We start from the raw sequence: 25,032 nt of genomic DNA, 5'->3' as shown, positions 1-25,032 counted from the left end.
CGGCCGGGGCCCGAAGCAGGCCCCGGCCGTCGGCACGCACCCGGTCACCGTGACGCTCTTCCTGTGCGGGCACCGTCTTGTCCCCCCGTGGGTGTCCGCCTTTCTGCCTCGCCTTGCGCGAGGCGTTTTTCTTCGTCGCACCTTGCCATGGCCCTGCTGCCTTCCTTGACGTGGTTGCCCACGCCGTTGACCGCGCGGTTACCCGCGGTCCTGCTGGCCCTCGGCACCCTGGCCCCAGCCGCATGGGCGCAGGGGCCGGCGGGGCCTTCGGGTCCGGCGGAGTCGGCAGCCGCCAGCCCGGCCCTGACCGCCAGCTGGGGCGAGCGGCAGGCCCGCGACCTGCTCGCGGCGGTCGCTGCGGATGACGGCGACGACAGGCCGGAAGCCGGCCCGGCCTGGCAGGCCCTGCGGCGCCAGCTGGCCGACAGCCTGTTGCAGCACCCGGAGGCCCGCGCCGCCCGCGCCAGCGGCCAGGGCGCCCGCGCGGCCACCCGCGAGGCTGCGGCGGCGCAACGGCCACAGCTCGGGCTTGAAGCCGAGACCGGTCACCGCGACAACGCCGCCAACGAGCTGCAGGGCACGCCCCGGCGCGACTGGGACACCGGCAGCATCGGCCTGACGCTGCGCCAGCCGCTCTGGGACGGCGGCACGGTCCAGGCCCAGGTCGACGCCTCGACCGCCTTTGCCGACGGCGTCGAGGCCCGCGCCGAGGCCCGCAGCGTCGACCTGCTGCTGCGCTCGCTGCAGGCCGCGCTGGAGCGGGTGCGCAGCCAGCGCCTGCTCGAACAGGCCCGCAGCCACCTGGCGGCACGCGAGGAGATGGTGGTCGACCTCGAACGCCGCCACCGGCTCGGCGGCGGCACGCTCAGCGACGTCTGGCGGGCCCGCTCGCGGGCGGTCGAGGCCCGCGGGGCGGTGGTGCAGGCCGAAGCGCGGCTGGCCCAGGCCGAGGCGGCCTGCGTCGAGCTGCTCGGCGCCGATGCACCGGCCGGGCTGGACCTGGGTCTGCCGCGCCTGACACCGTTGCCGCAACTGGCCCGGCAGGTGCGCGAGCGCGACGCCAGCCTGCGCGCGGCCGAGGACTTCGCCGCCGTGCGCGCGGCCCAGGCGGCGGTGCGCACCGCCGAGCATGAACGCGACGTCGCACGGCGGCGCGACGGCCCGCGCGTCGACCTCGATGCCGGCATCAGCCGCCGCGACCTGGTCGGCGGTCGCCGCGCCGGCACCGACTGGCAGGCCGGCGTGACGCTGCGCCACAGCTTCTACAGCGGCGGCGCGGACGATGCACGCATCGCCCAGGCCCAGGCCCGGCTCGATGAAGCCACCGAACAGCTGCGCAACACCCGCCTTCAGCTGGATCGTTCGATGCGCCAGGCGCTGGCCGACGCGCAGATCGGCGAGCCGCTGCGCGAGGCCCGGCGCGAAGGCGTGCGGCTGGCGGTCGATGCGCTGCGCGGCGTGCGCGAGCAGTTCGCCAACCGGCGCGGCAGCCTGCTGGACGTCATGAACGCGCAGGACGCGCTGCAGGCCGCCGGCAACGCCTGGGTCGAGGCCGAACACGCCCGGGCGCTGGCGCACTGGCGACTGGCCCACTTCACCGCCGCGCTGCTGCCCTGGGTCACGGCAGGGCCCTGAAGGGCCCCGACGACGCAACCGACGACGCATTCGCCGCCGCGCTCCCGACGAGCTTCCGACACGCAACACCCCAGGCCACCATGAACCCGATGTCCCTCCCCGACGCCGATCCCGCCGCCAGCCTGCGGGTGGCCGACGCACCCCACCTGCCGCCAGCGTCCCAGCCCACCGACGCACCCGCGCAGGACCCGTGGGAAGCCTGCCTGTGTTTCCTGCTCGACCACCATGAGCGCCCGCTGTCGCCGGCCGCGCTGCGGGCCCGCGTGGCGCGCCCGGACGGGGCCTGGACGCAGGCCGACTTCATCGACGCGATCGAGCGCCTGGGCTTCGAGACCGTCGCCTGCCACGGTGCCGAGCCGCCCGCGCCCGGCCCGCACGAGCCGGTGCTGCTGATCGGCCCGGACGACGAGCCGCACGTGCTGATCGGTGCCCTCGGCCAGCCCGGCAGCGCGCCCGAATGGCAGCGCTGGGAGGTCTTCCTGCCACGCAGCGGCCGCGTCATCGCGCTGACCGCCACCGAGCTGTCGGCCCGCCACGGCGGCCACTGGCTTCAGGTGCTGCCGCCGCGCCGCCTGCCCGCCTCCGAGGCCCAGGCCGTGCGCGGCCGCCACGGCCACTGGTTCTGGGGCCCGAACCGGGTCGCCCGGCCGCTCTACCTGCGCGCCGTGCTGGCCTCGATCGTCACCAGCGTGTTCGCGCTGTCGACCTCGGTCTTCACGATGATCGTCTACGACCGCGTGATCCCGAACAGCGCCACCGAGACGCTGTGGGCGCTGCTGGCCGGCATCGGCATCGTGCTGCTGAGCGACTTCGCGATCCGCGCGGTGCGGGGCTACTTCCTCGACGTGGCCGGCAGCCGCGCCGATGTCGAGATCGCCGACGCGGTGTTCGACCAGGTGCTCGACCTCGACCTGCGCGAGCAGCGTGGCTCCTCCGGCGGCCTCGCCAGCCTGCTCAAGGAATACGAGACGCTGCGCGACTTCGCCACCTCGGCCACGCTGACGACGCTGATCGACCTGCCCTTCGCGCTGCTCTTCATCGCGGTGCTGTGGCTGATCGGCGGGCCGATGGCCTGGGTGCCGCTGATCGCGATTCCACTCGTGGTGATCGTGGGTCTGGCCATGCAGCCGTCGATGCGGCGCGATTCCGAGGTCAGCCAGGAAGACAGCCAGACCAAGCAGGCGGTGCTGATCGAGACGCTGGCCGGGCTGGAGACGATCAAGGCGATCGGCGCGGGTGCGGTGATGCGCCGGCGCTGGCAGGACGCCGTCACGCACCAGGCCCGCATCAGCCTGCGCAGCCGGCTGATGGGCCAGCTCGCCGGCCACTGGGCCAACCTGGTGCTGATGGCCTCGCAGGTCGCGGTGGTCAGCGTCGGCGTCTTCCTCGCGGTGGACGGCCAGATCGGCTCGGGCGCGATCGTCGCGGCCTCGATCCTGTGCGGCCGGGCGGTCCAGCCGCTGGCCCAGCTGACCCAGCTGCTGCTGCGGCTGAACCAGTCGCTGGCGTCCTACCGGGCGCTGGCTCGCGTGATGGCGTTGCCGCGCGAACACACGCCCGGCGTCGCGGCCATGCCGCATGACCGCCTGCGCGGCTCGATCGAGCTGCGCGACGTGCGCTTCAGCTACCCCGGCAGCGAGGTGCCGGTGCTCGACACGGTCAGCCTGCGCATCGAGCCCGGCCAGCGCGTGGCCATCATCGGCCGCATCGGCTCGGGCAAGTCGACGCTGCTGAAGATGCTGGTGGGCCTCTACCGGCCGGTCTCCGGCCAGCTCAGCGTCGGCGGCATCGACGTGCGCCAGATCGACCCGGCAGACCTGCGCCGCCACGTCGCGGCCGTGCTGCAGGACTGCTGGCTGATGTCGGGCACGCTGCGCCAGAACATCGCGCTGGGCGCGGACCGGCCCGGCGACGACGAGATCCGCCGCGCCGCCGAGATCGCCGGCGCGCACGACTTCATCGCCGCGCATCCGCAGGGCTACCAGATGCGGCTGGGCGAGAACGGCGCCGGCCTGTCGGGTGGCCAGCGCCAGGCCGTCGCGATGGCCCGCGCGCTGGTCGGCCATGCGCCGATCGTCGTGCTCGACGAGCCGACCAGCGCGATGGACCCGGCCGCCGAGTCCCAGCTGCTGGCGCGGCTGAAGACCGAGCTGGCCGGCCGCACGCTGGTGCTGGTCACGCACAAGCCGTCGATGCTGGAGCTGGTCGACCACGTCATCGTGATGGACGGCGGCCGCATCGTCGCGCAGGGCCCGAAGGACGTGGTGATGCGCCAGGGCGGCAAGGTCGCCCCGGTGCGCAGCGCCACGCCGGCCAGCACGTCCGGCAGCACGTCCGGCACCCCAGCCACCGCTGCGTCACAGGCGGCCGCCTGAATCCCGAACGACCGAACGCCTGGAGCCGTCCCGATGCCCGCACACCCGCCTTCCCCCGCCGACGCCGGTCCGCTGTTCTCGCTGCCCGTGCCTGCGCCCTCGCCCTCGCCCTCGCCCTCTCACAAGCCGGCCCGGTCGCCGCACGCCGTGCCGATGCGCGGCCGCGAGACCTTGTCGACCGCCTCGCGGCTGGGCGAGGTCTCGCGTGCGGCGACGGTCCTGCTGCTGACCATCACCGCCGCCTTCGTCGCGCTGGGCGTCTGGGCCGCCCTCGCCAAGATCGACACCGTGGCACAGACGCTCGGCAAGGTCGTGCCGTCGGCGCGGGTGCAGGTGGTGCAGAGCCTGGAAGGCGGCGTGGTGCAGGAGATCCACGTGCAGCCGGGCGAGGTCGTGGAGGCCGGCGCCTTGCTGGTCTCGCTCAGCCCGGTGCAGGTCGATGCCGACCTGCGCAGCCGCTCGGCCCAGTCGGACAACCAGCTTGCCCGCAGCGCCCGGCTGCAGGCCGAGGCCGGTGGCGGCACGCCGGTCTTCGATGCCGCGCTGCGGCAGCGCCAGCCGCAGCTGGTGGCCGCCGAACGGGCCGCCTGGGAGAGCCGCGCCAGCGAGCAGGCCACGCAGCTGCGGATGCTCGATGCGCAGGTGGCGCAGAAGACGGCCGAGCGGGTCGAGGTCCAGAACAGCCTGGAGACGGCGCAGCGCAGCCTGAAGACCACCCGCGAGGAACGCGTGCTGGTCGAGAACCTGGTCCAGCAGGGCCTGGAGCCGCGCATCGAGCTGGTCCGGCTGGAGCGCCAGATCGCCGAGGCCGAAGGCCGCCGCGAAGGCGCCATCGCCACGCTGGCGCGCATCGAGCAGAGCCTGCTGGAGACCCAGGCCCGGCGCGAGAACCTGCAGCGCCAGTTCCGCGCCCAGGCCCGCGACGAGCTCAACCGCGTGCAGGCCGAGCTGCGTGCGCTCGGCCCGACCCTGCCGGCCCTGCAGGACCGCATCGAGCGCACGGCGCTGAAGGCCCCGGTGCGCAGCGTCGTCAACCGCGTCTTCGTCAGCAACGTCGGCGCGGTCGCCCGGGCCGGCGAACCGGTGGTCGAGCTGGTGCCGGTGGAGGACCGGCTGGTGGTCGAGGCGATGGTGCTGCCCAAGGACATCGGCTTCATCCGCACCGGCCAGGATGCCCGCGTCAAGCTGACCGCCTACGACTACGCGATCTACGGCAGCCTGCCCGCCCGCGTGACGCGCGTGGGCGCGGACGCCGTCACCAACGAACGCGGCGACAGCCACTACATCGTCCACCTCGAGACCGACCGCCCGGCCATCGAGTCGCTCGGCCGCGAGCTGAAGATGCTGTCCGGGATGCAGGCCCAGAGCGACATCGTGACCGGGTCGAGGACGGTGGCGGAGTACCTGCTCAAGCCCTTGTTGGGCGTGCGCGAGAACGCATTCCGGGAGAGATAGAGCCCCCGGCCTCGCGGGTACGCAAGGCCGCCCCCCGGGGGGGCAACGCAGGCCGCTTGGGGCGGCCCGGCGCTGGCCTGCGGGTGTGGCATCGAGGGGTCGACGTGGCGCGAAGGGGTGCGGTGAACGACAGCCCCAACGCAGCGATGTTCGCCAGCCCACGATCGCGGAGGGCGCGACGCGACGCATGCCTCGGTCGAGCGGCGCGCTCCGGGGCCGACAGGTCAGACGCCCAGGTAGCGCGCCAGCTCGGGGTCCTGCGCGACGTCGGCGCTGCGGCCGGACAGGACCACCTGGCCCTTCTGCAGCACCAGCGCCTGGTCGCTGCGGGCGAGGACCTTGCGCCAGTCGCGGTCGACGATCAGGGTGGCGATGCCGCTGGCGCGGATCTCGCCGATGACGCGCCAGATCTCGGCCACGATCAGCGGGGCGAGGCCCTCGGTGGCCTCGTCCAGGATGATCAGCTCGGGATGCGTCATCAGCGCCCGGCCGATCGACAGCATCTGCTGCTCGCCGCCGGACAGCTGGTTGCCCATGTTGGTCAGGCGTTCCTGCAGGCGCGGGAAGGTGGCCATGACGCGCTCGAAGGTCCAGTCGCTGCGGCCGTCGCGGCCACGGCGCGCGGCCATCACGAGGTTCTCGCGCACGCTGAGGTTGGGGAAGACGCCGCGGCCTTCGGGCACGTAGGCCACGCCCAGACGCGCGGCCGCATGCGGTCGCGCCTTCGACATGTCCTGGCCGAACAGGCCGATGTGGCCGTCGCGCTGCGTCACGTGGCCCAGCAGGGTGCGGATCAGCGTGCTCTTGCCCATGCCGTTGCGGCCCAGCAGGCCGACCGTCTCGCCGCGCGCGATCTGCAGGCTGATGCCGTGCAGGACGTGGCTGGAGCCGTACCAGGCCTGCAGGTCGCGGGCATCGAGGATCAGTTCGCTCGCCATCTCAATGGCCTCCCAGGTAGGCGGCCTGCACGCCGGCATCGGCACGCACCGCGTCGGGTGTGTCGCTGGCGATGACCGCGCCGTTGACCATCACGGTGATGCGGTCGGCGATGCGGAAGACCGCGTCCATGTCGTGCTCGACCAGCAGGATGGCGTGGCTCGCACGCAGCGCGGCCAGCAGCGCGAGCATGCGCTCGGTCTCCTCGGCACCCATGCCGGCCAGCGGCTCGTCGAGCAGCAGCACCTGCGGCCCGGTGGCCAGGCACATCGCGATCTCCAGCTGGCGCTTCTGGCCATGCGACAGCAGGCCGGCGGTGCGCTCCAGCAGGCCGGACAGGCCAGCCTGTCCGGCCGCCGCGAGCGCGGCCTCGCGGCTGGGCTGGCAGGACTGCGCCGATTGCCACCAGGCCCACGGACGCGGCGTGCGGGCCTGCGCGGCGAGCCGGCAGTTCTCGAACACGCTGAAGGTCGGGTAGATGGTGTTGCGCTGGTAGCTGCGGCCCAGGCCGGCACGGGCGCGGCGCGGCTGGCTCCAGCGCGTCACGTCCTCGCCGAGCAGCTCGACGCCACCGTCGGACGGCGGGATCTCGCCCGACAGCAGGTTGATCAGCGTGGACTTGCCCGCACCGTTGGTGCCGATCACCGCATGCACCTCGCCACGGCGCAGGTCCAGCGAGACGCCGTCCACCGCCACCAGGCCGCCCCAGCGGCGGGTCAGCTTCAAGCCGCGCAGCAGCACGTCGCCGGGCAGGGTCTCGTCCTTCGTCATGGCGCTCATCGGGCGGCCTCCCCTTCGACACGACGGGCACCGCTCAGGCGGCCGTCCAGGCGTTCACGGATCTGGCCGGGCACGCCGACCAGGCCACGCGGCAGCAGCGCGACGCTGGCGATGATGGTCAGGCCCAGGCCCAGGTGCCAGTGCTTGGCGTAGGCGCCGAAGATGGCCTCGGACTTGAAGAACTCCTGCAGCAGCGCGAAGGCGAAGGCCCCGATCAGCGCCCCGCGCAGCCGGCCCAGGCCGCCGAGGATGATCATGATCAGCACCGCGCCGGACATGTGCCAGCTCAGCAGCTCGGGGTTGACGTAGCCGTCCTTGACGCCGAACAGGAAGCCCGCGAGGCCAGCGATCGCGCCGGACACGCCGAAGGCGGCGAGCTTGTACGGATAGGTCGCATAGCCGGTGGCACGCATGCGCTGCTCGTTGACCTTGATGCCCGCCAGCGCCCGGCCGAAGCGCGAGCGCAGCAGCACGGCCAGGAAGACATGCACGGCCAGCAGGCAGGCCAGCGTGAAGCCGTAGAAGACCTTGGGCTTGTCGAGGTCCAGCCAGACCGTGCCGCCCACGTCGAGCACCGGCTTGATGTAGAGGTAGATGCCGTCGCTGCCGCCGCCCAGCGGCGTGTCGTGAACGATGTAGTAGGCCATCTGGGCGAAGGCCAGCGTCACCATGATGAAGTAGACGCCCTGGGTGCGCAGCGACAGCGCACCGACCGCCAGCGCATACAGCCCGGCCGCGATCAGGCTCAGTGGCAGCAGCGCCAGCAGCGCCGGCGTGTCGCCCTGCGGCGCGGCCAGCACGGCCGCATAGGCACCGATGCCGAAGAAGGCCGCCTGGCCGAAGCACACCAGGCCGGTCGAGCCGACCAGCAGCTCCAGGCTCAGCGCCAGCACGGCATAGACCATGATCTTGGTGACCAGGTCGATGCCGTAGCCACCGGCCACCAGCGGGTAGGCCGCAAGCAGCGCATAGGCGATCAGCTCGAAGCCGATGGCCCGGCGCGTGCGGGGCGGCCCCGCGTGTTGAGTCGTCATGTCACGTCACCTCGGGAATAGGTTCGGAGTTCAGCCAGCACAGGCCGTGGAACCGGCTCTGCCGGGCCACTGGCCTGGCCCCCTGGAGGGGGCGCGCGCAGCGCGTAGGGGGGGAGCCCATCATCCAGCTTTGAAGAGGCCGTTGGGTTTCCAGAGCAGGATCAGCGCCATCAGCACGTAGACCAGCACGCCGGCCGCCTGCGGGAACACGACCTTGCCGAAGGTGTCGACCACGCCGATCAGCAGCGAGGCCAGCAGCGCGCCCCGGATCGAGCCGATGCCGCCGATCACGACGACGACGAAGCAGATGATCAGCACCGAGTTGCCCATGCCCGGATAGACCGAGGACACCGGCGCGGCGACCATGCCGGCCAGCACGGCGATCGCGACACCGGCGGCGAACACGACGCGGTAGAGGAACTGGATGTCGATGCCCAGCGACTGCACCATCTCGCGGTTGCTGCTGCCGGCGCGGATCGTCATGCCCAGTCGGGTCCGCGTGAACACGAGGTACATGCCGAGCGCCAGCAGCAGGCAGACCGCCGAGATGAAGAGCCGGTAGACCGGGTAGGTCATCAGCTCGCCCAGCGGCAGCGTGCCCGACAGCATCGCCGGCGGCTGCACGCCGTGCACGTCGTCACCCACGCTCAGGCTGCGCAGTTCCTCGAAGACCAGGATCAGGCCGTAGGTCATCAGCACCTGCTGCAGGTGCTCGCGCTCGTAGAGGTAGCTGAAGAACACCCATTCGAGCAGGTAGCCCAGCAGCACCGACAGCACCAGGCCGCAGGCCAGCGTGGCGAAGAAGCCGCCGCCGAAGGTGCGCTCGACGATCGGCGCCAGCGCATAGGCCATGTAGGCGCCGATCATGTAGAAGCTGCCGTGCGCCAGGTTGATGACGCCCATGATCCCGAAGATCAGCGTCAGCCCGGAGGCGACCAGGAACAGCAGCAGCCCGTACTGCAGCGAGTTCAGGCACTGGATCAGGAAGGTGGCAAGGTCCATGTCAGTTCTCGAGGTTGGCCGACACCACCAACTTGGCGGCGCTCAGGACCCACCCAGCAAACGCCGTGGAACGGGCTTTGCCCGGCCACTGGCGTTGCCCCCTTGAGGGGGCGCGCGAAGCGCGTAGGGGGGGAGTCACATCCTGCAGCCGCGTGCGGGATCAGAAAGGGCCTTGCTGGCGATGCCGGCGGAGACGTTCTCCTTGCCCTTGACCTGCCGCAGGTAGATGTCCTGCACCGGGTTGTGCGCGGCGCTGAGCGTGAAGGTGCCGCGCGGGCTGTCGATCTTCGCGGCGCGCAGCGCGGCGGCGAACTCGGCCTTCTTCGACACGTCGCCGCCGACCGCCTTCAGGCCGGTGGCCAGCATCTGCGCGGCGTCGTAGCCCTGCACGGCGTAGACGTCGGGCTGCAGCTTGTAGCCGATCGCATAGGCCTTGCGGAAGGCCTGGTCGCGCGGCGTGGCGAGGCCGTCGGCGTAGTGCAGCGTCGTGAACAGGCCGTCGGCATCGGCACCCTGGGCCTCCAGCGTGCCGTCGGTCAGGAAGCCCGCACCGTACAGCGGGATGCTCTTCTTCAGGCCGGCCGCCGCGTAGTCCTTGACGAACTTGACCGCGCCGCCACCGGCGAAGAAGGTGTAGACGGCATCGGGCTTGAGCGCCGCGATCTCGGTCAGCAGGGCCTGGAACTCGACGTTCGGGAAGGGCAGGTTCAGCTCCTTCACGACCGTGCCGCCGGCCTTCTCGAAGCCTTCCTTGAAGCCGCGCACCGACTCGTCGCCGGCGGCGTATTTCCAGGTGATGGTGACGACCTTCTTGTGGCCCTTCTTCGCCACCACGTCACCCATCGCGTAGCCCGGCTGCCAGTTGCTGAAGCTGCTGCGGAAGATGTTCTGCGCGCACATCGGGCCGGTCACCGCATCGGCACCCGCGTTGGGCACGATCAGCAGCGTGCCGCTGTCCTTGGCGGCCTTGGCCATGGCCATGGCGACGCCGGAATGCACCGTGCCGATCAGCACGTCGACGCTGTCGCGCTTGATCAGCTTGTTGACGTTGTCGGTCGCCTTGGCCGGATCGGACTCGTCGTCGACCTTGAAGAACTCGACCTCGCGGCCACCGAGCTTGCCGCCCTGCTCGCTCACGTGCAGGCGGAAGCCGTTCTCGATCGCGGTGCCCAGCGCGGCGAAGGTGCCGGTGTAGGGCAGCATCAGGCCGACCTTGAGCTTGGCGGACTGGGCCTGCGCCGGCAGCGCGGCCAGGCCGGTGCAGAGGGCGGCGGCGGCCAGCGCCAGCGTGTGGCGTTGCACGGCGTTCTTCGTGTTCATCGTGTTCATCGGGCTTGTCTCCTGTCGTGTCGGTCGTGGGGATGCGGAATCAAGGGTCAGCGGTGGCGGCCGATGAAGGCTGTCACGGCGGCGATCAGCGCTGCGGGCTGGTCGCGCTGCGGGTCATGGCCGCAGGCCGGCAGCTCCAGCAGCTCGGTCGGCGCGCCGGGCCGGGACGGCCGGGCCCTGGCGATGCCGCGGATCTGTTCGAGCGTGCCGTAGGGGTCGTCGACCCCCTGCACCGCCAGCAGCGGGCAGGCGATGGCGGGCAGCTCGGCCTCGATCGTCCAGCCCGGGAAATCGGGGTGCAGCCAGATGTCGTTCCAGCCCCAGAAGGCCGAGTCGACGTCGTCGTGGTGACGCGCCAGCCGGCTGCGCAGGTCGGTGGTCTCGTAGGCGGTGCGGGCCTGGCGGATGCTGACCAGGCCGAATTCCTCGACCAGGATGTGCGGCGCCAGCACGACCGCGCCGGCCACGCGCGTCGGGTGGTGTGCGGCATGCAGCAGCGCGATCGAGCCGCCGTCGCTGTGGCCGAACAGCCAGACCGGCCGGCTCACGTCCAGCGCATCGAGCAGCGCCGGCAGCACCTCGTCGGCCTGGCGGTGCATGAAGTCCAGGCCCCAGCGCTCATCGGCCGCCCGCGGCGTCGAACGGCCGTAGCCGGGCCGCGAGTACACGAGCCCGGGCAGGCCGACGGCATCGCACAGGCGCTGCGGGAAGTCGCGCCACATCGAACGCGAGCCCAGCCCCTCGTGCAGGAAGACCAGCAGCGGCGCATCGGCCGCCACGCCAGTCGCCGGCTGCAGGAACTCGTGCTCGACGCGGACCGTGCGCTCGCGCCAGGGGATCTCGATGAAGGCAATGCTCACGAGCCGGCCTTCTCTTTCTCGCGGAGCTTGAAGCGTTGGATCTTGCCGGTGGCGGTCTTGGGAAGTTCGTCGACGAAGCTGATGCTGCGCGGGTACTTGTAGGGCGCGAGGCGGTCCTTGACGAAGGCCTTCAGCTCGGCCTCGTCGGCCTGGGCGCCGGCCTTGAGCACGACATAGGCCTTGGTCTTGGTCAGGCCGTCGCTGTCGTTGACGCCGATCACCGCCGCCTCCAGCACGGCCGGGTGCTGGACCAGCGTGGACTCGACCTCGAAGGGCGAGACGTAGATGCCGCTGACCTTGAGCATGTCGTCGCTGCGGCCGGCGTAGGTGTACGTGCCGTCGGCGTTGCGCACGTACTTGTCGCCCGACTGCGTCCACTCGCCCTGGAAGGTGGCTCGGGACTTGGCCCGGTTGCCCCAGTACATCAGCGCCGACGACGGGCCGCGGACGTAGAGGTCGCCGGTCTCGCCGTCCGGCACGGCCCGGCCGTCCTCGCCGCGCAGCTCGATGTCGTAGCCCGGCACCGGCCAGCCGGTGGTGCCGTAGCGCACGTCGCCGGGACGGTTGGACAGGTAGATGTGCAGCATCTCGGTCGAGCCGATGCCGTCGACGATCTCGCAGCCGAAACGGGCCGTGAAGCGCTGGCCGAGTTCGGCCGGCAGGGCCTCGCCGGCCGACGAGCACATGCGCAGCGAGACGTCCGAGCGGGCCGGCAGCTTCGGCGACGCGAGCATGCCGGCAAAGCCGGTCGGCGCGCCGAAGAAGACGGTCGGACGGACCGCGCCGGTCCAGCGCTGGAAGGTCGCGTCCGGGGTCGGCCGTTCGGCCATCAGGATGGTCGTCGCGCCCACGCTCAGCGGGAAGCTCAGCGCGTTGCCCAGGCCATAGGCGAAGAACAGCTTGGCGGCCGAGAAGCAGACGTCGCGCTCGGTCAGGCCCAGGATCGGCATGCCGTACAGCTCGGCCGTCCAGTAGGGGTTGGACTGGCTGTGCAGCGTGCCCTTGGGCCGGCCGGTCGAGCCGGAGGAATAGAGCCAGAAGCCGGGATCGTCGGCACCGGTGTCGGCCGCGCGGGCCAGCGGCGCGACCGCGTCGAGCGCCGCATCGAGCGCGACCTGCGCCACGGCCTGGCCGGCCGCCAGCGGACCGGTCGGGCGCGAGACCAGCACCTGGCGGACCTCGTGGCCGCCGTCGACCGCGCACAGGTCCAGCGCGCCCTGCAGCACCGGCAGCAGCGCGGCCGACACCAGCACCGCCTGCGCGCGGCTGTGGCGCAGCATGTAGGCATAGTCCTCGGCGGTCAGCAGCGTGTTGACGGCCACCGGGACGATGCCGGCGTACATCGCGCCGAGGAAGCTCACCGGCCAGTCGCTGCAGTCGTGCATCAGCAGCAGCACGCGTTCCTCGCGGCGCACGCCGGCGGCCTGCAGCGCGGCGGCGGTGCGGGCGATGCGCTCGGCCAGCGCGCCGTAGCTGAGGCTGCCGTGGTCGTCGATGTAGGCGGTCTTGGCGGCCCGGCCGGCATTGCGCGCGATCAGGTGGGCGGCGAAGTTGAAGCGCTCGGGCGGCGGCTGGACCGTCGCGTGGGTCGGGTGGATGCTCATGTCGTGTCTCCTCGTCGGCGGGGCGGCGCGGGGCCGCAGGTCAGCGCATCAGCGCGTCAGCACATCAGCGCGTGAACTCGATGCGGCCCTCGGGCAGCAGGTAGAGCACCAGCGCGCGGCCGCCGCTGACGGTCGGCTGGTGGGCGCTGCCGGGCGGGCAGACCAGCCAGCCGGCCGGACGGCCGTCGAAGCGGGCCTCGGGGTCGATCGGCATGATCAGGTCGATCTCGCCGTTCGGATGGCTGTGGTGCGGACCGGCGATGTCGGTCATGTCCACCACGTCGACCGAGTGCTGGTGCAGCTCGGCATCGGGCTTGAAGACGCGGCCGTAGCGGATGCCGCCGCCCTCGCGCTGGCACAGCCAGCCCTCGGCGACGCCGCTGCGGCACAGCGCGCTCAGGCGCTCGAAGGTGGCGCTGCCGGCGCCGTGGCGGGCGTTCAGCCAGGCATCCAGCGCGGCATCGGGCTGGCGGCCGGCCAGCTCGGCGGCGATGTCGGCGGTGACGGCGGCGATCTCGGTACGGAAGGCTTCGAGGCTCACGGTGCAACTCCGTTGACCGCCCCGGCTTGCGGGTCCAGGGCGGATGAATTATTGTGCGTGTCGGCACCTTAGGTCCGCCTCCAAACCATGTCAAGCACTATATTGCATGCTCCCGGGATAACCCCGACGCCCGCCGCCGACGAGCCGGCCGCGCCGGCGCACGACCCCACGGGCGACGAGAAGAACCCTTTCCTGGTCGCGCTCGGCGAGCGGGTGCGCTCGCTGCGGGCCCGTCGCGGCATGACGCGCAAGGCGGTCGCCACGGCGGCCGACGTGTCCGAGCGCCACCTCGCCAACCTGGAATACGGCACCGGCAACGCCTCCATCCTGGTGCTGCTGCAGGTCGCCGGCGCGCTGCAGTGCTCGCTGGCCGAGCTGATCGGCGACGTCACCGCGTCCAGCCCGGAATGGCTGCTGATCCGCGAGCTGCTGCAGGACCGCGACGAGGCCACGCTGCGGCGCGCCCGCGAGGCGATCGGCCAGCTGCTGGGCACCGGCGGCAGCAACGGCCTGGCCGGCAGCGGCCGGGTCGCGCGCAGCAGCTGCGTCGCGCTGGTCGGCCTGCGCGGCGCGGGCAAGTCGACGCTGGGCCAGATGCTGGCCGACGACCTCGGCTTCCCCTTCGTCGAACTGAGCCGCGAGATCGAGAAGTTCGCCGGCTGCAGCATCAGCGAGATCCAGGCGCTCTACGGCCAGAACGCCTACCGCCGCTACGAGCGCCGGGCGCTGGAGGAGGCGATCCAGATCTACCCCGAAGCCGTCATCGCCACGCCCGGCGGCCTGGTGTCGGACGCGGCCACCTTCAACCTGCTGCTGGCCCACTGCACCACCGTCTGGCTGCAGGCCGATGCCGAGGACCACATGAAGCGGGTGCAGGCCCAGGGCGACCTGCGGCCGATGGCGGCCAGCCGCGAGGCGATGGATGACCTTCGGCGCATCCTGGCCGGGCGGGCGGCGTTCTACTCCAAGGCCGAGTTCCAGCTCGACACCAGCCACCAGCCGCTGCAACCCACCTTCGAGGCGCTGCGCGCGATGGTCAGGCAGGCCCTGCAGATGCCGGATTGAGCGTTTCTTGACCCCGGGCAGGTCGGTGCAAACCCGCAGACACCGGCCAACATGCACAAAAATGCTTGACGCTCACGTCAGATGCAGCAAAATGCACATCATGACTTCCGGCGTCGTTGCAACATCGTGCAGGACGCGTCCCCACCAGGAGAGACCCATGAGCCACGACACCACCGCCGCCGCCCCCCGCGTCGACTACCAGACCCACCCGAGCCAGTACCACCACTGGAAGCTGAGCTTCGAGGGCCCGGTCGCCACGCTGGCCGCCGACTTCGACGAGAACGCCGGCCTGCGTCCGGGCTACAAGCTCAAGCTCAACAGCTATGACCTGGGCGTGGACATCGAGCTGAACGACGCGATCAACCGCATCCGCTTCGAGCATCCGGAGGTCCGCACGGTGGTCGTCACCAGCGCCAGGGAGAAGGTGTTCTGCTCGGGCGCCAACATCTTCATGCTGGGCGTCTCCAGCCATGCCTGGAAGGTGAACTTCTGCAAGTTCACCAACGAGACCCGCAACGGCCTGGAGGACTCCTCCGCCCACAGCGGCCTGAAGTTCCTGGCCGCCGTCAACGGTGCCTGCGCCGGCGGCGGCTACGAGCTGGCCCTGGCCTGCGACGAGATCATCCTGGTCGACGACCGCAGCAGCGCCGTCAGCCTGCCCGAGGTGCCATTGCTGGGCGTGCTGCCCGGCACCGGCGGCCTGACCCGCGTGACCGACAAGCGCCGCGTTCGCCACGACCTGGCCGACATCTTCTGCACCACCACCGAAGGCGTGCGCGGCCAGAAGGCCAAGGACTGGCGCCTGGTCGACGACATCGCCAAGCCGGCGCAGTTCGCCGCCAAGGTGCAGGAACGCGCGCTGCAGCTGGCCGCGCAGAGCGACCGCCCGGCCGGCGCCCGCGGCGTCACGCTGCCGCCGGTCGAGCGCGTGATCGAGGCCGACGCGCTGCGCTACCCCTTCGTGACCGTCGAGATCGACCGCGCCAAGCGCACCGCCACCTTCACCGTCAAAGGCCCGCAGGGCGCGCAGCCGGGCGACGTCGCCGGCATCGAGGCGGCCGGCTCGGCCTGGTATCCGCTGCAGATGGCACGCGAGCTGGAGGACGCCATCCTGTCGATGCGCACCAACGAGCTGGACATCGGCACCTGGCTGATCAAGACCGCCGGCGACAGCGCCGCGCTGCTCGCCACCGACGCGGTGCTCGAAGCGAACGCCGACCACTGGCTGGTGCGCGAGACCCTGGGCCTGCTGCGCCGCACCTTCAGCCGCCTGGACGTCAGCTCGCGCAGCCTGTTCGCGCTGATCGAGCCGGGTTCGTGCTTCGCCGGCCCGCTGCTGGAGCTGGCCCTGGCCTGCGACCGCAGCTACCACCTGGCCCTGCCGGACGACGAGGCCGCCGCGCCGCGCCTCACCGTCACCGCCAGCAACTTCGGCCGCTACCCGATGGTCACCGGCCAGAGCAGACTGGGCCGCCGCTTCTATGACGAGGCCGCCCCGCTGGCCGCCGTGCGCGCCGCGATCGGCCAGCCGCTGGACGCCGACGCCGCCTACGCGCTGGGCCTGGTCACCAGCAACCCCGACGACATCGACTGGGCCGACGAGACCCGCATCGCGATCGAGGAACGCGTGGCCATGTCGCCCGACGCCCTGACCGGCATGGAGGCCAACCTGCGCTTCAACGGCCCCGAGAACATGTTCACCCGCGTCTTCGGCCGCCTGACCGCCTGGCAGAACTGGATCTTCCAGCGCCCCAACGCCGTCGGCGAGAAGGGCGCGCTGAAGGTCTATGGCAAGGGCGACAAGGCCGCCTTCGACTGGAATCGGGTCTGAGGCCCACCCCCGTTGCGGCTTGACGCCGCTCCCCCTCAAGGGGGCGCCCCGTGTGGACCGGCGAAGCCGGATCCACCGCGGCACTGGACAACACGCACCACTGGCTCATCGGCCACTTTGCTTTCCCTGACGGAGAACTTCATGAGCATCGACTACAGCGAGAAGATTCCCAACAACGTGAACCTGGCCGAGGACCGCACGCTCAAGCGCGCGCTCGAGCAGTGGCAGCCCAACTTCCTGAGCTGGTGGGACGACATGGGTCCGGACGGCAGCCAGAACTTCGACGTCTACCTGCGCACCGCGGTCAGCGTCGATCCGCAGGGCTGGGCGCAGTTCGGCCACGTCAAGATGCCCGACTACCGCTGGGGCATCTTCCTCAACCCGGCCGAGAAGGACCGCAAGATCCACTTCGGCGACCACAAGGGCGAGGACGCCTGGCAGGACGTGCCCGGCGAGTACCGCGCCAACCTGCGCCGCATCATCGTCACGCAGGGCGACACCGAGCCGGCCTCGGTCGAGCAGCAGCGTCACCTGGGCCTGACCGCGCCGAGCCAGTACGACCTGCGCAACCTCTTCCAGGTCAACGTCGAGGAAGGCCGCCACCTGTGGGCGATGGTCTACCTGCTGCACAAGTACTTCGGCCGTGACGGCCGGGAGGAAGGCGAGGCGCTGCTGGAGCGTCGCTCCGGACAGACCGACAACCCGCGCATCCTGGAGGCGTTCAACGAGCCGACGCCCGACTGGCTGTCGTTCTTCATGTTCACCTACTTCACCGACCGCGACGGCAAGTTCCAGCTCTGCGCGCTGGCCGAGTCGAGCTTCGACCCGCTGGCCCGCACGACCAAGTTCATGCTGACCGAGGAAGCGCACCACATGTTCGTGGGCGAGTCGGGCGTGTCGCGGGTGATCAACCGCACCTGCCAGGCGATGAACGAGCTGAAGACCGACGACCCGCAGAAGCTGCGTGCCGCCGGCGTGATCGACCTGCCGACCCTCCAGCGCTACCTGAACTTCCACTTCTCGGTGACGATCGACCTGTTCGGCGCCGACGAGTCCAGCAACGCCGCGACCTTCTACTCGACCGGCCTGAAGGGCCGCTACGAAGAGGGCAAGCGCATGGACGACCACCAGCTGCGCGGCCAGACCTACCGCGTGCTGGCGGTCCAGAACGGCCAGCTGGTCGAGCGCGAGGTGCCGATGCTCAACGCCCTGAACGAGGTGCTGCGCGACGACTACATCAAGGACTCGATCGCCGGCGTCGAACGCTGGAACAAGGTCATCGAGAAGGCCGGCATCCCCGTGCGCCTGACCACGCCGCACAAGGCCTTCCACCGCAACATCGGCGCGCTCAAGGGCGTGAAGGTCAGCCCGGAAGGCCGCGTGGTGAGCGAGGCCGAATGGGCCGCCAAGGTCAACGACTGGCTGCCCAGCGCCGAGGACCGTGCCTACGTCGCCAGCCTGATGGGTCGCGTCGTGGAACCCGGCAAGTTCGCCAACTGGATCGCCCCGCCGGTCATGGGCATCAACCGCCAGCCGGTGGACTTCGAGTACATCCGCTTCGCCTGACCCCACCTCCCCTCCGACCTTCGCACGACGTGAACCACCCCGAAGCGTGAGCGAGGGTGGCCCACGAAGCGAAGTCAAGGAGGAGCCGACCCCAGCGGGGTCGGCGGGGGACATGAGCGCAGTGGGCCACCCGCGCTCACGCTGACGCATGAAGCAGCACCCCCACCCGACCCAGGCCGGATACTGACCGACCATCGAACAGAAGAGACAAGGTCATGGACATGAGCGACGCCGCCGTCATCAAGCAGCACCTGATCGATCCCGAGATCTGCATCCGCTGCAACACCTGCGAGGCGATCTGCCCGGTCGGCGCGATCACGCACGATTCGCGCAACTACGTGGTGGATGCCGGCAAGTGCAACCTGTGCATGGACTGCATCTCGCCCTGTCCGACCGGCTCGATCGACAACTGGCGCACGATGCCCAAGGTGCGGGCCTGGACGATCGAGGACCAGCTCGGCTGGGACGAACTGCCCGCCGAACTGAGCCCCGAGCAGCTGGCCGAGGCCGGTGTCGGCGCCGATGCGCCCGCCGCGGTCGAGCCGGTCATGCCTGCGCTGCCGGCCGCCGTCACCGGCGAGACCGCCTTCCACAGCGCCCAGTACGGCGCCACGCTGCCGCCCTGGTCGGCCGCGCACGCCTACACCAACCTCTACGGCCCCAAGGCCGCCGAGAAGACGATCACCGCCACCGTCACGGGCAACGTGCGCGTCACCGAAGTCGGCCGCACCGCCGGCAGCGACTACGACACCCACCACATCGTGCTGGACTTTGGCGCGATGCCCTTCCCGGTGCTCGAAGGCCAGTCCATCGGCATCGTCCCGCCCGGCACCGACGACAAGGGCCGGCCGCACCATGCCCGCCAGTACTCGATCGCCAGCCCACGCAACGGCGAGCGCCCCGGCTACAACAACCTCTCGCTGACCATCAAGCGCGTGCTGGAGGACCACCAGGGCCGGCCGGTGCGCGGCGTCGGCAGCAACTACATGTGCGACCTGCAGGTCGGCGACAAGGTGCAGGTGATCGGTCCGTTCGGCAGCAGCTTCCTGATGCCCAACCACCCGCGCAGCCACATCGTCATGATCTGCACCGGCACCGGCAGCGCGCCGATGCGGGCGATGACCGAATGGCGCCGCAGGTTGAGACAGTCAGGCAAGTTCGAAGGCGGCAAGCTGATGCTGTTCTTCGGCGCCCGGACGCAGGAAGAGCTGCCCTACTTCGGCCCGCTGCAGAACCTGCCCAAGGACTTCATCGACATCGAGTTCACCTTCAGCCGCAACCCGGGCCAGCCCAAGCGCTACGTGCAGGACGCGCTGCGCGAGCGGGCCGCCGACCTGCTGCCGCTGTTGACCGACCCGAACGCCTGCTTCTACGTCTGCGGCCTCAAGGCCATGGAAGAAGGCGTGGTCATGGCGCTGCGCGAGATCGTGCAGAAGGCCGGCCTGGACTGGGATACGGTCGGTGCTGCGATGAAACGCGAAGGCCGTCTCCACCTCGAAACGTATTGACCTTGAGCCCCTCGCCCGCCGGGTACGTCGGGCGATCCCCCGATGGGATGGCGGACCGGCTTGGGGCGGCCCGGCGCTCGGTCCGCCGCGCGGTCCACGATGAACCACCAAGCCCCGGCTCGACCGGGGCGACGCATTTCAGGAAAACCCCCGCGATGTCCGATCCGACCCCCGTCTACACCACCCTGAAACTCAGCCAGCGCCAGGCCGGCGTGGCCCAGGTGACGATGGCGCGCGAGGCCGTCTTCAACGCCTTCGACGAGACCATGATCGGCGAGCTGGACGACGCCTTCGCCCGCCTGGTCGCCGATCCCGCCGTGCGCGTGATCGTGCTGGCCGGGGCCGGCAAGCACTTCAGCGCCGGGGCCGACCTGCAGTGGATGCAGCGCGCCAGCCAGGCCACGCCGGAATGGAACCTGCAGGACTCGCGCCGCTTCGCCGGCGTCTACGCGCGCATCGAGCGCTGCCCCAAGCCGGTGGTCGCGCGCATCCAGGGCGCGGCGCTCGGCGGCGGTGTCGGCCTGGCCTGCGCCTGCGACGTCGCCATCGCGGCCGACAACGCCAGCTTCTCGGTCAGCGAGGCCAAGTTCGGCATCCTGCCCTCGGTCATCGGCCCCTACGTCACCAACGCGGTCGGCAAGCGCCACGCCCGGCGCCTCGCGCTGACGACCGCGCGCATCGGCGCGGACGAGGCGCTGCGCATCGGCCTGGTCCACCAGGTGACGACGCTGGACGGGCTGGATGCCACCGTCGACGCCACCGTCCAGGACCTGCTGGCCGGCGGCCCGGAAGCGCAGCGCGAGATCAAGGCGCTGTTCGCGCAGCTCGAGGTCGGCCCGATCACCGACGAGGTGCGCGAGCTGACCGCCCAGACCATCACCCGCGTGCGCGGCAGCGACGAGGCCCGCGAGGGCTTCGCGGCCTTCCTGGCCAAGCGCCCCGCCCGCTGGATCCCGCAAGCCTGACCCCGGCACTGGAGCCACGACACCATGACCCCACCTTCCACGATCGACCTGCGCGGTGCGCCACTGCTGGTCGTCGGCGCCGGCATCATGGGCGCCGGCATCGCCCAGGTCGCCGCCCAGGCCGGCCATGCCGTCTGGCTGCACGATGCCCGCGAGGGCGCGGCCGCGCAGGCGAAGGACAAGCTTGCCGCCAGCCTCGACGCCCTGGTGGCCAAGGGCAAGCTCGGTTCCGACGCCGTGGCCCAGGCGCTCGCGCGCATCACCCCGATCAACGACCTGGCCGAGGCCGCCGGGGCCACGCTGGTGGTCGAGGCCATCGTCGAGAAGCTCGACGCCAAGCGCGCGCTGTTCCAGCAGCTCGAAGGCCTGCTGGCTGCGGACGCGGTGCTGGCCACCAACACCTCGTCGATCTCGGTCACCGCCATCGCCAACGGCCTGAAGCGGCCCGAGCGCCTGGTCGGCATGCACTTCTTCAACCCGGTGCCGCTGATGAAGCTGGTCGAGGTGGTGTCGGGCCTGCACACCGATGCGGCGATCGCCGAGGCCGTCTTCGCGCTGGGCCTGCACTGGGGCAAGACGCCGGTGCATGCGCGCTCCACGCCCGGCTTCATCGTCAACCGCATCGCCCGGCCCTACTACGCCGAGACCCTGGCGCTGCTGCACGAACGCGCCGCCACGCCCACCGTGCTGGACGCCTGCCTGCGCGCGGTCGGCTTCCGCATGGGCCCCTGCGAGCTGATGGACCTGATCGGCCACGACACCAACTTCTCGGTCACCCAGTCGGTCTACGAGGCCAACTTCCAGGACAAGCGCTACCAGCCCTCGGGCGTGCAGCGCGACCTGGTCGACGGTGGGCTGCTGGGCCGCAAGAGCGGGCGCGGCTTCTACGACCACCGTCCCGGCGCGGTCAACCCGGTGCTGCCGGCCTTCGAGCCGGCCGCCGTGCCGGTCGGTGGCCTGTTGCGCGTGATGGGCCACGGTCCGGTCGCCGATCGCCTGGCCGCCGCGCTGACGCAGCTCGGCCGGGTCTTCCAGCGCAAGGAACACAGCGACTGGGTCGGCCTGGACATCGACGATGCGCAGCTGCGCCTGACCGATGGCCGCTGCGCCAGCGAGATCGGCGTGAACGTCGCCGTCTTCGACCTGCCGATGCAGCCGGCCGGTGCCGAGCCCGGCCAGCCGCTGGCCTGGGCGCTGTCGGGCCGTGCCACCGAGGCCTGGGCCGAGAAGGTGCCGCGCTGGCTGATGGCGCTGGGCTTCCACCCGCAGCGCGTGGCCGACACGCCCGGCCTGGTGGTCGCCCGCACGCTGGCCATGCTGGTCAACGAGGCGGCCGACGCGGTCCTGCAAGGCGTCTGCACGCCCGAGGGCGCGGACGCGGCGATGAAGCTCGGCGTCAACTATCCCGCCGGCCCGTTCGAGTGGCTGGCGCGCTGGGATGCCGCCTCGGTCGTGCGCCTGATCGAGGGCCTGGATGCCGGCTACTGCGGCGAGCGCTACCGCGTCAGCCCGTGGCTGCGCCAGCAGGCCTGGCAGGCCGCCGCACGGCAGGAGGGCCAGCCATGACGTTCGACGAGTTCGCCGTCGGCCAGGTGCTGGAGGCCGGCCCCTGGCACGTCAGCCAGGACGAGCTGCTGGCCTTCGCGAGGCAATGGGACCCGCAGTGGTTCCACACCCAGCCCGAGGCCGCCGCCAGCGGCCCGTTCAACGGCCTGATCGCCAGCGGCTGGCACACCTGCGGCATCGCGATGCGGCTGGCGGCCGATGCCTTCCTGAAGGGCTCGGAGTCGTTCGCCTCGCCGGGCCTGGACAAGATCCGCTGGCCCGAGCCGGTCCGCCCCGGCGACACGCTGCGCCTGCGCTGCACCGTGCAGGACGTGCGCCGCTCGCGCAGCCAGCCGCAGCTGGGCATCCTGACCTGGCGCTGGCAGCTCTTCAACCAGCACGGCGCGGAGGTGCTGAGCATCGACGCCACCAGCCTGTTCGACACCGTGCGCAACGCGAATCCACCGGCCTGAAGCCCTTGTTCGCCGGCCCCGCCGGCGCTGTCCGACACGATCACCATGACCCACGCCTACATCTGCGACGCCATCCGCACCCCCTTCGGCCGCTACGGCGGCGCGCTGTCCAGCGTCCGCGCCGATGACCTCGGCGCGATCCCGATCCGGGCGCTGATGGAACGCAACCCGAACGTCGACTGGGCCGCCGTCACCGACGTGCTCTACGGCTGCGCCAACCAGGCCGGCGAGGACAACCGCAACGTCGCCCGCATGAGCGCGCTGCTGGCGGGCCTGCCGATGGACGTGCCGGGCGCGACCCTCAACCGCCTGTGCGGTTCGGGCATGGACGCGGTCGGCTCGGCCGCTCGTGCCATCCGTGCCGGCGAGGCCGGCCTGATGATCGCCGGCGGCGTCGAGAGCATGAGCCGCGCGCCCTTCGTGATGCCCAAGGCCGAGAGCGCCTTCTCGCGCTCGAACGCCGTGTACGACACCACCATCGGCTGGCGCTTCGTCAACAAGCTCATGAAGGCGCAGTACGGCGTCGACTCGATGCCGGAGACGGCCGAGAACGTCGCCACCGACTTCCGCATCGAGCGCGAGGCACAGGACCGCATGGCGCTGGCCTCGCAGCAGAAGGCCGTCGCAGCGCAGAAGGCCGGCCTGTTCGCGGCCGAGATCGTGCCGGTCACCATCGCGCAGAAGAAGGGCGATGCGGTGGTCGTCAGCCAGGACGAGCATCCGCGCGAAACGAGTCTGGAGGCGCTCGCCAGGCTCAAGGGCGTCGTGCGCCCCGATGGCACCGTGACGGCCGGCAATGCCAGCGGCGTCAACGACGGCGCCTGCGCCCTGTTGCTGGCCGACGAGGCCAGCGCCGCCCGCCACGGGCTCACGCCGCGAGCCCGCGTGGTCGGCATGGCGACGGCCGGCCTCGCGCCGCGCATCATGGGCTTCGGCCCGGCCCCGGCGACGCGCAAGGTGCTCGCGCTGACCGGCCTTCGGCTCGACCAGATGGACGTGATCGAGCTGAACGAGGCCTTCGCCGCGCAGGGCCTGGCGGTGCTGCGTGACCTGGGCCTTGCGGACGACGATGCCCGCGTCAACCCCAACGGCGGCGCCATCGCGCTGGGCCACCCGCTGGGGGCGAGCGGCGCACGGCTGGTGACCACGGCGGTCAACCAGCTGCACCGCATCGGCGGCCGCTACGCGCTGTGCACCATGTGCATCGGCGTGGGGCAGGGCATCGCGCTGGTCGTCGAGCGGGTGTGAGGCACCGCGTCGGACACGATGTGTCCGACGGGCTGATGCCCATGGGCCTCCGGTCCACGACGGCGTTCAACGCCTTCACCCCAGCGCCGGATAGTCCGTGTACCCCTGCGCCCCGCCGCCGTAGAAGGTGTTGCGGTCCGGCTCGTTCAGCGGTGCGTTCTCGCGCAGGCGGCGGACCAGGTCGGGGTTGGCGATGTAGGGCTTGCCGAAGGCGACCAGGTCGGCACCGTTGGCGAGCGCCTGTTCGGCCAGCGCGCGGTCGTAGCCGTTGTTGACCATCCAGAGACCGCTGCCGCCAGCGGCGAGGTAGACGGCACGGGCGGCGGCGTAGTCGAAGGGGCGGTCGGCCAGGTCGCGCGGGCCGCCGGTGGCGCCCTCGATGACGTGAACGTAGGCCAGGCCCAGGGGACCCAGCTCGCGCAGCACGTGCTCGAACAGCGGCTGCGGGTCGGCATCGACGACATCGTTGGCTGGCGTGACCGGCGACAGGCGGATGCCCACGCGCGCACCGCCGATGGCCTCGACCACCGCGCAGGTGACCTCCAGCAGCAGGCGGGCGCGGTTCTCGATCGAGCCGCCGTAGGCATCGTCGCGCTGGTTGCTGCCGGTCTTGAGGAACTGGTCCAGCAGGTAGCCGTTGGCGCCGTGAATCTCGACGCCGTCGAAGCCGGCCTCGTTCACCGCCGCCAGCGCCGCGCGGCGGTAGTCGTCGACGATGCCGGGCAGCTCGTCTTGCCGCAGCGCGCGCGGCTCGGAGGTGTCGACGAAGGTCGGTACGCCGTCGCGGATCAGCACCGTCTTGGTCTTGGCCGCGAGGGCCGACGGCGCGACCGGCGCCGCGCCGCCCGGCTGCAGGTCGACGTGCGAGACGCGGCCCACATGCCACAGCTGCGTGACGATGCGGCCGCCCTGCGCGTGCACCGCGTCGGTGATGCGGCGCCAGCCGGCCAGCTGGTCGGCGCCGTACAGGCCGGGCACGTCGGCATAGCCCTGGCCCTGGTGCGAGATCGCGGTGGCCTCGGTGATGATGAGGCCGGCGCTGGCGCGCTGGCTGTAGTAGGTCACGCCCAGCTCGCCGGGCACGGCGCGCGGCGAACGGTTGCGCGTCAGCGGCGCCATCACGATGCGGTTGGACAGTTGCAGCGCGCCGGCGGCGACGGGTTCGAACAGTTGGCTCATGCAGGCTCTCGGAAATGAAGGCGGGTCGACACGAGCGGTCGACCCGAAGGCGTTCATGCTGCCACGCGCGGCGATGCCGGCGGCTGCGGCAAGGGCTTGCG

Annotated in this window: 20 protein-coding genes; 11 read left to right on the top strand and 9 right to left on the bottom strand. The window is 71.3% G+C overall.

Annotation, left to right across the window (positions count from 1 at the left end; translation table 11 throughout):
- The first annotated feature begins 147 nt into the window (after nucleotides 1–147).
- The 3 genes from Q8X39_RS11455 to Q8X39_RS11445 all read left to right on the top strand — a co-directional run bounded on the left by Q8X39_RS11455 (nucleotide 148) and on the right by Q8X39_RS11445 (nucleotide 5,465).
- Nucleotides 148–1,635: a TolC family protein gene (locus Q8X39_RS11455; RefSeq protein ID WP_305749799.1), complete on the top strand. Its 1,488-nt coding sequence runs from the start codon at nucleotides 148–150 to the stop codon at nucleotides 1,633–1,635.
- An 89-nt stretch (nucleotides 1,636–1,724) separates the two neighbouring features.
- Nucleotides 1,725–4,010, top strand: coding sequence for a type I secretion system permease/ATPase (locus Q8X39_RS11450; RefSeq protein ID WP_305749798.1), 2,286 nt, complete (start codon nucleotides 1,725–1,727; stop codon nucleotides 4,008–4,010).
- 33 nt (nucleotides 4,011–4,043) lie between these two features.
- Complete coding sequence (locus tag Q8X39_RS11445) at nucleotides 4,044–5,465, top strand: HlyD family type I secretion periplasmic adaptor subunit (protein WP_305749797.1); 1,422 nt, start codon at nucleotides 4,044–4,046, stop codon at nucleotides 5,463–5,465.
- Nucleotides 5,466–5,689: 224 nt separating this feature from the next.
- On the opposite strand, the gene Q8X39_RS11440 is transcribed toward Q8X39_RS11445, so the two are convergent.
- From Q8X39_RS11440 to Q8X39_RS11405, 8 genes are all read right to left on the bottom strand, one after another.
- Nucleotides 5,690–6,403 (bottom strand): ABC transporter ATP-binding protein, encoded by a 714-nt coding sequence (locus Q8X39_RS11440; RefSeq protein WP_305749796.1) that lies wholly within the window; start codon nucleotides 6,401–6,403, stop codon nucleotides 5,690–5,692.
- Between the two features lies 1 nt (nucleotide 6,404).
- Nucleotides 6,405–7,181 (bottom strand): ABC transporter ATP-binding protein, encoded by a 777-nt coding sequence (locus tag Q8X39_RS11435; protein ID WP_305749795.1) that lies wholly within the window; start codon nucleotides 7,179–7,181, stop codon nucleotides 6,405–6,407.
- Nucleotides 7,178–8,215 (bottom strand): branched-chain amino acid ABC transporter permease, encoded by a 1,038-nt coding sequence (locus Q8X39_RS11430; RefSeq protein ID WP_305749794.1) that lies wholly within the window; start codon nucleotides 8,213–8,215, stop codon nucleotides 7,178–7,180. Before Q8X39_RS11430 ends, Q8X39_RS11435 begins: the two co-directional genes overlap by 4 nt.
- 120 nt (nucleotides 8,216–8,335) lie before the next feature.
- The gene (locus Q8X39_RS11425) at nucleotides 8,336–9,217 is read right to left on the bottom strand and encodes a branched-chain amino acid ABC transporter permease (RefSeq protein WP_305749793.1); all 882 of its coding nucleotides are present in this window, start codon (nucleotides 9,215–9,217) and stop codon (nucleotides 8,336–8,338) included.
- A gap of 135 nt (nucleotides 9,218–9,352) precedes the next feature.
- A complete protein-coding gene (locus Q8X39_RS11420; protein WP_407068003.1) occupies nucleotides 9,353–10,546 on the bottom strand; it encodes an ABC transporter substrate-binding protein in 1,194 nt (397 codons plus the stop codon).
- 47 nt (nucleotides 10,547–10,593) lie between these two features.
- A complete protein-coding gene (locus Q8X39_RS11415) occupies nucleotides 10,594–11,406 on the bottom strand; it encodes an alpha/beta fold hydrolase (protein WP_305749792.1) in 813 nt (270 codons plus the stop codon).
- Entirely contained in the window at nucleotides 11,403–13,010 is a 1,608-nt protein-coding gene (locus tag Q8X39_RS11410; protein ID WP_305749791.1) for a benzoate-CoA ligase family protein, read from the bottom strand. The genes Q8X39_RS11415 and Q8X39_RS11410 overlap by 4 nt, the downstream gene beginning before the upstream one ends.
- Nucleotides 13,011–13,074: 64 nt before the next feature.
- Nucleotides 13,075–13,551, bottom strand: coding sequence for a DUF4863 family protein (locus Q8X39_RS11405; RefSeq protein ID WP_305749790.1), 477 nt, complete (start codon nucleotides 13,549–13,551; stop codon nucleotides 13,075–13,077).
- Nucleotides 13,552–13,638: 87 nt separating this feature from the next.
- On the opposite strand from Q8X39_RS11405, the gene Q8X39_RS11400 reads away from it, so the two are divergent.
- The 8 genes from Q8X39_RS11400 to pcaF all read left to right on the top strand — a co-directional run bounded on the left by Q8X39_RS11400 (nucleotide 13,639) and on the right by pcaF (nucleotide 23,752).
- A complete protein-coding gene (locus Q8X39_RS11400) occupies nucleotides 13,639–14,616 on the top strand; it encodes a helix-turn-helix transcriptional regulator (protein WP_305749789.1) in 978 nt (325 codons plus the stop codon).
- 157 nt (nucleotides 14,617–14,773) lie between these two features.
- Nucleotides 14,774–16,447 (top strand): 2,3-epoxybenzoyl-CoA dihydrolase, encoded by a 1,674-nt coding sequence (gene boxC / locus Q8X39_RS11395; RefSeq protein ID WP_305749788.1) that lies wholly within the window; start codon nucleotides 14,774–14,776, stop codon nucleotides 16,445–16,447.
- A gap of 141 nt (nucleotides 16,448–16,588) precedes the next feature.
- A complete protein-coding gene (boxB, locus tag Q8X39_RS11390) occupies nucleotides 16,589–18,013 on the top strand; it encodes a benzoyl-CoA 2,3-epoxidase subunit BoxB (protein WP_305749787.1) in 1,425 nt (474 codons plus the stop codon).
- 215 nt (nucleotides 18,014–18,228) lie between these two features.
- Complete coding sequence (gene boxA / locus Q8X39_RS11385; RefSeq protein WP_305749786.1) at nucleotides 18,229–19,521, top strand: benzoyl-CoA 2,3-epoxidase subunit BoxA; 1,293 nt, start codon at nucleotides 18,229–18,231, stop codon at nucleotides 19,519–19,521.
- 155 nt (nucleotides 19,522–19,676) lie between these two features.
- Nucleotides 19,677–20,486, top strand: a complete 810-nt coding sequence (locus Q8X39_RS11380) for an enoyl-CoA hydratase-related protein (protein WP_305749785.1) — start codon at nucleotides 19,677–19,679, stop codon at nucleotides 20,484–20,486.
- Between the two features lie 24 nt (nucleotides 20,487–20,510).
- Complete coding sequence (locus Q8X39_RS11375; protein WP_305749784.1) at nucleotides 20,511–22,052, top strand: 3-hydroxyacyl-CoA dehydrogenase; 1,542 nt, start codon at nucleotides 20,511–20,513, stop codon at nucleotides 22,050–22,052.
- On the top strand, nucleotides 22,049–22,504 hold the full coding sequence (locus tag Q8X39_RS11370) for a MaoC family dehydratase (protein WP_305749783.1): 456 nt from the start codon (nucleotides 22,049–22,051) through the stop codon (nucleotides 22,502–22,504). The genes Q8X39_RS11375 and Q8X39_RS11370 overlap by 4 nt, the downstream gene beginning before the upstream one ends.
- Nucleotides 22,505–22,549: 45 nt before the next feature.
- Nucleotides 22,550–23,752 (top strand): 3-oxoadipyl-CoA thiolase, encoded by a 1,203-nt coding sequence (gene pcaF, locus Q8X39_RS11365; RefSeq protein ID WP_305749782.1) that lies wholly within the window; start codon nucleotides 22,550–22,552, stop codon nucleotides 23,750–23,752.
- A gap of 75 nt (nucleotides 23,753–23,827) precedes the next feature.
- Here the strand turns inward: pcaF and Q8X39_RS11360 are convergent, their stop codons facing one another.
- The gene (locus tag Q8X39_RS11360; RefSeq protein WP_305749781.1) at nucleotides 23,828–24,931 is read right to left on the bottom strand and encodes an alkene reductase; all 1,104 of its coding nucleotides are present in this window, start codon (nucleotides 24,929–24,931) and stop codon (nucleotides 23,828–23,830) included.
- Nucleotides 24,932–25,032 lie beyond the last annotated feature (101 nt).

The organism is Leptothrix discophora (assembly GCF_030705305.1).
GTDB lineage: Bacteria > Pseudomonadota > Gammaproteobacteria > Burkholderiales > Burkholderiaceae_C > Sphaerotilus > Sphaerotilus discophorus.
Note: the sequence above shows the minus strand (reverse complement) of the source record. Positions and strands in the feature narration are given on the sequence as shown.

Bases quoted from the DNA above. Each gene is read 5' to 3' on its own strand.
- Q8X39_RS11455 (WP_305749799.1), top strand. From the start codon at position 148: ATGGCCCTGCTGCCTTCCTTGACGTGGTTGCCCACGCCGTTGACCGCG.
- Q8X39_RS11450 (WP_305749798.1), top strand. From the start codon at position 1,725: ATGTCCCTCCCCGACGCCGATCCCGCCGCCAGCCTGCGGGTGGCCGAC.
- Q8X39_RS11445 (WP_305749797.1), top strand. From the start codon at position 4,044: ATGCCCGCACACCCGCCTTCCCCCGCCGACGCCGGTCCGCTGTTCTCG.
- Q8X39_RS11440 (WP_305749796.1), bottom strand. From the start codon at position 6,403: ATGGCGAGCGAACTGATCCTCGATGCCCGCGACCTGCAGGCCTGGTAC.
- Q8X39_RS11435 (WP_305749795.1), bottom strand. From the start codon at position 7,181: ATGAGCGCCATGACGAAGGACGAGACCCTGCCCGGCGACGTGCTGCTG.
- Q8X39_RS11430 (WP_305749794.1), bottom strand. From the start codon at position 8,215: ATGACGACTCAACACGCGGGGCCGCCCCGCACGCGCCGGGCCATCGGC.
- Q8X39_RS11425 (WP_305749793.1), bottom strand. From the start codon at position 9,217: ATGGACCTTGCCACCTTCCTGATCCAGTGCCTGAACTCGCTGCAGTAC.
- Q8X39_RS11420 (WP_407068003.1), bottom strand. From the start codon at position 10,546: ATGAACACGATGAACACGAAGAACGCCGTGCAACGCCACACGCTGGCG.
- Q8X39_RS11410 (WP_305749791.1), bottom strand. From the start codon at position 13,010: ATGAGCATCCACCCGACCCACGCGACGGTCCAGCCGCCGCCCGAGCGC.
- Q8X39_RS11400 (WP_305749789.1), top strand. From the start codon at position 13,639: ATGTCAAGCACTATATTGCATGCTCCCGGGATAACCCCGACGCCCGCC.
- boxC (WP_305749788.1), top strand. From the start codon at position 14,774: ATGAGCCACGACACCACCGCCGCCGCCCCCCGCGTCGACTACCAGACC.
- boxB (WP_305749787.1), top strand. From the start codon at position 16,589: ATGAGCATCGACTACAGCGAGAAGATTCCCAACAACGTGAACCTGGCC.
- boxA (WP_305749786.1), top strand. From the start codon at position 18,229: ATGGACATGAGCGACGCCGCCGTCATCAAGCAGCACCTGATCGATCCC.
- Q8X39_RS11380 (WP_305749785.1), top strand. From the start codon at position 19,677: ATGTCCGATCCGACCCCCGTCTACACCACCCTGAAACTCAGCCAGCGC.
- Q8X39_RS11375 (WP_305749784.1), top strand. From the start codon at position 20,511: ATGACCCCACCTTCCACGATCGACCTGCGCGGTGCGCCACTGCTGGTC.
- Q8X39_RS11370 (WP_305749783.1), top strand. From the start codon at position 22,049: ATGACGTTCGACGAGTTCGCCGTCGGCCAGGTGCTGGAGGCCGGCCCC.
- pcaF (WP_305749782.1), top strand. From the start codon at position 22,550: ATGACCCACGCCTACATCTGCGACGCCATCCGCACCCCCTTCGGCCGC.
- Q8X39_RS11360 (WP_305749781.1), bottom strand. From the start codon at position 24,931: ATGAGCCAACTGTTCGAACCCGTCGCCGCCGGCGCGCTGCAACTGTCC.